Origin of the sequence: Bacillus thuringiensis (assembly GCF_022095615.2) — a bacterium.
In the GTDB taxonomy this organism is placed as follows: domain Bacteria; phylum Bacillota; class Bacilli; order Bacillales; family Bacillaceae_G; genus Bacillus_A; species Bacillus_A cereus_AG.
Genome location: NZ_CP155559.1, coordinates 292,501 through 297,500, shown reverse-complemented (window position 1 = coordinate 297,500; position 5,000 = coordinate 292,501). Strand labels below are relative to the sequence as shown.

Below are 5,000 nucleotides of genomic sequence, written 5' to 3'. Positions count from 1 at the left end.
ACTATCCCTATCTTACTGAAATATCAACCTTATATCTATTTCATCTTTAGCATCATCCATTTCCATACAGCTATATCCTCTTAATAAACATTTAAAATATGCTCAAGGTTCGAATTGATTAATAGTATCTCCTTTTTAAGTACATATACTGGATTAAAAATACGTACCTCAATTGATCAAGTGTACCGAACACACACGGATAGAACGCTCGTTCCTTCCATTGCTTCACTTTTTATATAACATTAAATGATATTTATCCTATGCCTATATTTACGTTTTACCGCTAAAAGAGCGAATCATTTCACTAACAAAGCATTTAGTTTTATTGTTCCTAGTATATATCTCCCTTTTGAAATACATATAGAGTCATAAATTCCTTTATTTCTATCTAAAACCCTAAGAATACACAACCATAAAAAAACAATTCTACAACAAGGTATACGACGGCTGCACAATTATAAATTATAATCCTCTCAACACCTATAGCAGTCCTGTCCGCATTTAACGCAAATATAAACTAAAAAAATTTCAATATAAAAAGAGCCGGAATTTCTACTCTAAGGAAAATCCGGCTCTTTTTTTTGAGCTACAATCAAAATCATTTAACTTACTTGCTACAACTAAACTCCCTCATAATAACCATAGCCAAAAAATTTTCACATTTAATATTCCCTACTCTGCTGTACTGAAGATGAATGTATCATATCTATCACTGCATGATATAAATTTTCCGGATATTCAGCTATCCGATGGCATAAATACAAGTACCACTCTTTCCCATAAGTCAAATAGACGCTAGCATTATGTCCTTTATTTTTCAAATCACTTAACATATCCGGACGAATTCCATATAGCATTTCTATTTCCACATTAGATTGACTAAAATATTGACGTTTCTCCATTTCTTTAATAAGAATTTCATCATGTGTAGCTATAGATACAGGATGGTTGTTTTCAACTAGTTGTTCTACAATCTGAAGATACTGTTGATTTAAGTCAGTTGACCTAGGCATAGCAATATCCGAAACTTCTTGATAGGCACCTTTTACAACTCGTATTTTCCCTGGATAATGCAGGAGTTCTTGAATATCATTGTTTGAGCGATATAAATGCGCCTGGATCGTTATCCCTACATTAGGATATTGCTCAGTTGCTTTTTTATAGATGGCAAGAATGTCTGCTGCTTTAGATGATTCTTCCATACTTATCATAAGGGTAGTTCCATGTACTTTTGCCCTCTCTGCCAACTCCATTAAATGAATATAAGATATTTCTGGATCTATAGATAATCCAATATGCGATAAATCGAGTGATACTGTTTGTTTCATAGATAGAGCACCCATGTCCCCAATAAGATTCCAAAACTCATTTTTTACTTTATAACATTCCTCTATATCTAGAGTATTTTCCCCTATGTATTCTAGTGAAGTATGATAACCTTTTGCAATTAGTTCTTTTGCTGTCACAATCCCCTCATGTCTCGTTTCTCCGGTGACAAAGCGTTTTGCGGCTTGCAATAATAACGCATAGAGTTCAGTGGAGTGTTGTACATAGGATTTTATATGTTCATTTCGTGCAATCGATTTAAATGCCTGAGCCACTTGGAATTCTGGTTTCATCATCACATTTTCATCCCCTTTAGAACTATTTGATCCAACTATAGCATGTTAAAATGGTTCATATTAGTACCATTTTAACCAAACTTTTATGGTACCAATTTTGATGAAGGGAGCATTTATATGCTTTGGATACCTATTGATCGATCGTTAGATATAAGTTTAATTCGACAGGTTTATCACCAAATACGTGAACGAATATTAAACGGAGAGCTACGATCTGGAGAAAAACTACCATCAACACGGGAATTATCTTCTGAGTTAAGCGTGTCTAGGAATGTAATTTTAGAAGCTTATGATCAATTATTTTCCGAAGGTTTTTTGGTCGCTCGACAGGGCGCCGGGACATTCATTGCAGAAGGGACTTATTTAGAACAACGTAAAAAATCAGCTCTAATTGATTCTTTATCTTCATGCGAAGAAATAAACAAAGATAGTAACATCATTAATTTTCGTTCAGGGATACCAGCATTAGACTTATTTCCACGTAAGGGATGGGCAAAGTTATCTCATACGATATGGAATGAAACGCCTCCTTCTACGTTTGGATACGATATTCCCGAAGGACGTCCCGAATTAAGAAAGGTTTTATCACGCTATTTACTAAAAACAAGAGGAGTTTTTTGTCATCCAGAACAATTGATAATTACCTCCGGTGCAACGCAAGCTTTAACACTTGTTTCTAAGTTACTTTTGTCGACAGGCGACGAAGTACTAATAGAAGATCCCATCACCAATGACATTCAAACAATTTTTAAAAATTCAGGAGCCTTCCTTTATCCTATACCAGCTGATGATAATGGGATGGATACATCTTTGCTACCTGCAAATAAAAACCCAAAATTCATCTTCACCACTCCTTCTCATCAGTTTCCTTTAGGAGGAGCGTTACCAATTCAACGACGGGTTCAACTGATTAACTACTCAAGAAAAACAAACTGTTATCTCATTGAAGATGATTATGACAGTGAGTTTCGATATGAAGGCTCACCTATAAGTTCATTACAGGGATTGGATCCCGAGCGAGTTATTTATATAGGTTCATTTAGTAAAATTTTATCAACGGCCCTTAGGATGGGATACTTAGTTCTTCCCTCACACCTTATTGAAAAATGTCGCAGGGTAAAATGGTTTTCAGATTTACATACATCTTCTTTAAATCAACTTGTCCTTGCTAAATTTATTGCCGAAGATTATTTGGAACGGCATATTATGAAGATGAAAAAAATCTATAAAAATCGAAGAGACTTCCTTATCCAGCAATTAAAGTTAGCATTCTCAAATAAGATCAATATTTCCGGTTATTCTACAGGATTACACCTGATTGTCGAATTCAATCAAGTTCAATTCACCAAAGAATTACTTGAGAAAATCCAACAGCTTGGAGTTAAAGTATATCCCGTGGAAGACCACACCATTGAAAAAGGAAAACATCATAATCGAATTATTATGGGGTATGGACATTTAACAACTGAAGAAATAAAAGAAGGTGTGAGCAGGCTACAGAGGGCAATACCTTGTATATATTCTTGTTAATACATAGACTTTAAAACTCAAAATTAAAGAGTCTAACAAACTTGTCTATATTTTTCTGAAGGTATGCTCTTTAGATGTAAAATCATAATAAAATAAAGCTGTTTCTTGCTAGATAAACGTACTCATAGAGCTTACATTAATTACAAGTTTATTTCATTAAACACAAAAAAGACGAGTCATTCTGACTCGTCTTAAGATTGCTTGGCGACGTCCTACTCTCACAGGGACAAGGTCCCAACTACCATCGGCGCTAGAGAGCTTAACTTCCGTGTTCGGTATGGGAACGGGTGTGACCTCTCTGCCATCATCACCAAACTATGAAGGCATATTCCTTCAAAACTAGATAACATTTGCTACATATTATATGGTTAAGTCCTCGATCTATTAGTATTCGTCAGCTCCACATGTCACCATGCTTCCACCTCGAACCTATCAACCTGATCATCTTTCAGGGATCTTACTAGCTTACGCTATGGGAAATCTCATCTTGAGGGGGCTTCATGCTTAGATGCTTTCAGCACTTATCCCTTCCGCACATAGCTACCCAGCTATGCCCTTGGCAGAACAACTGGTACACCAGCGGTGCGTCCATCCCGGTCCTCTCGTACTAAGGACAGCTCCTCTCAAATTTCCTACGCCCACGACGGATAGGGACCGAACTGTCTCACGACGTTCTGAACCCAGCTCGCGTACCGCTTTAATGGGCGAACAGCCCAACCCTTGGGACCGACTACAGCCCCAGGATGCGATGAGCCGACATCGAGGTGCCAAACCTCCCCGTCGATGTGGACTCTTGGGGGAGATAAGCCTGTTATCCCCGGGGTAGCTTTTATCCGTTGAGCGATGGCCCTTCCATGCGGAACCACCGGATCACTAAGCCCGACTTTCGTCCCTGCTCGACTTGTAGGTCTCGCAGTCAAGCTCCCTTATGCCTTTGCACTCTACGAATGATTTCCAACCATTCTGAGGGAACCTTTGGGCGCCTCCGTTACACTTTAGGAGGCGACCGCCCCAGTCAAACTGCCCACCTGACACTGTCTCCCGGGTCGATAAGACCCGTAGGTTAGAATTTCAATACAGTCAGGGCGGTATCCCACCAGCGCCTCCACCGAAGCTAGCGCTCCGGTTTCAATGGCTCCCGCCTATCCTGTACAAACTGTACCAAAATTCAATATCAGGCTACAGTAAAGCTCCACGGGGTCTTTCCGTCCTGTCGCGGGTAACCTGCATCTTCACAGGTACTATAATTTCACCGAGTCTCTGGTTGAGACAGTGCCCAAATCGTTACACCTTTCGTGCGGGTCGGAACTTACCCGACAAGGAATTTCGCTACCTTAGGACCGTTATAGTTACGGCCGCCGTTTACTGGGGCTTCAGTTCAGAGCTTCGCTTACGCTAACCCCTCTCCTTAACCTTCCAGCACCGGGCAGGTGTCAGCCCCTATACTTCGCCTTACGGCTTCGCAGAGACCTGTGTTTTTGCTAAACAGTCGCTTGGGCCTATTCACTGCGGCTTTCCGTTAAGAAAGCACCCCTTCTCCCGAAGTTACGGGGTCATTTTGCCGAGTTCCTTAACCAGAGTTCTCTCGCACACCTTAGGATTCTCTCCTCGCCTACCTGTGTCGGTTTGCGGTACAGGCACCTTTTATCTCGCTAGAAGCTTTTCTTGGCAGCGGGGAATCAAAGACTTCGCTCCATAAGGAGCTTCCCCATCACAGCTCAGCCTTCACGATAAGCGGATTTGCCTACTTATCAGCCTAACTGCTTGGACGTGCACAACCAATCGCACGCTTCTTCTATCCTTCTGCGTCCCTCCATTGCTCAAACGATAAAGAGGTGGTACAGGAAT

At 40.1% G+C, this 5,000-nt stretch carries 2 protein-coding genes and 2 rRNA genes (1 of these 4 running past the window's edge); 1 reads left to right on the top strand and 3 read right to left on the bottom strand.

The window, feature by feature from the left end; translation table 11 throughout:
- Positions 1–662: 662 nt before the first annotated feature.
- On the bottom strand, positions 663–1,622 hold the full coding sequence (locus tag KZZ19_RS01655; RefSeq protein ID WP_237982886.1) for a proline dehydrogenase family protein: 960 nt from the start codon (positions 1,620–1,622) through the stop codon (positions 663–665).
- 117 nt (positions 1,623–1,739) lie between these two features.
- On the opposite strand from KZZ19_RS01655, the gene KZZ19_RS01650 reads away from it, so the two are divergent.
- On the top strand, positions 1,740–3,152 hold the full coding sequence (locus KZZ19_RS01650) for a PLP-dependent aminotransferase family protein (protein ID WP_237982885.1): 1,413 nt from the start codon (positions 1,740–1,742) through the stop codon (positions 3,150–3,152).
- A gap of 199 nt (positions 3,153–3,351) precedes the next feature.
- Here the strand turns inward: KZZ19_RS01650 and rrf are convergent.
- Together rrf and KZZ19_RS01640 are read right to left on the bottom strand one after the other, a co-directional pair.
- A 5S ribosomal RNA gene (gene rrf, locus KZZ19_RS01645) occupies positions 3,352–3,467 on the bottom strand.
- A 49-nt stretch (positions 3,468–3,516) separates the two neighbouring features.
- Positions 3,517–5,000: ribosomal RNA gene (locus KZZ19_RS01640) — 23S ribosomal RNA — on the bottom strand (it continues 1,437 nt past the right edge of the window).

What these genes read in the sequence shown, in the direction of transcription:
- KZZ19_RS01655 (WP_237982886.1), bottom strand. Translation starts at nt 1,622, where the DNA reads ATGATGAAACCAGAATTCCAAGTGGCTCAGGCATTTAAATCGATTGCA.
- KZZ19_RS01650 (WP_237982885.1), top strand. Translation starts at nt 1,740, where the DNA reads ATGCTTTGGATACCTATTGATCGATCGTTAGATATAAGTTTAATTCGA.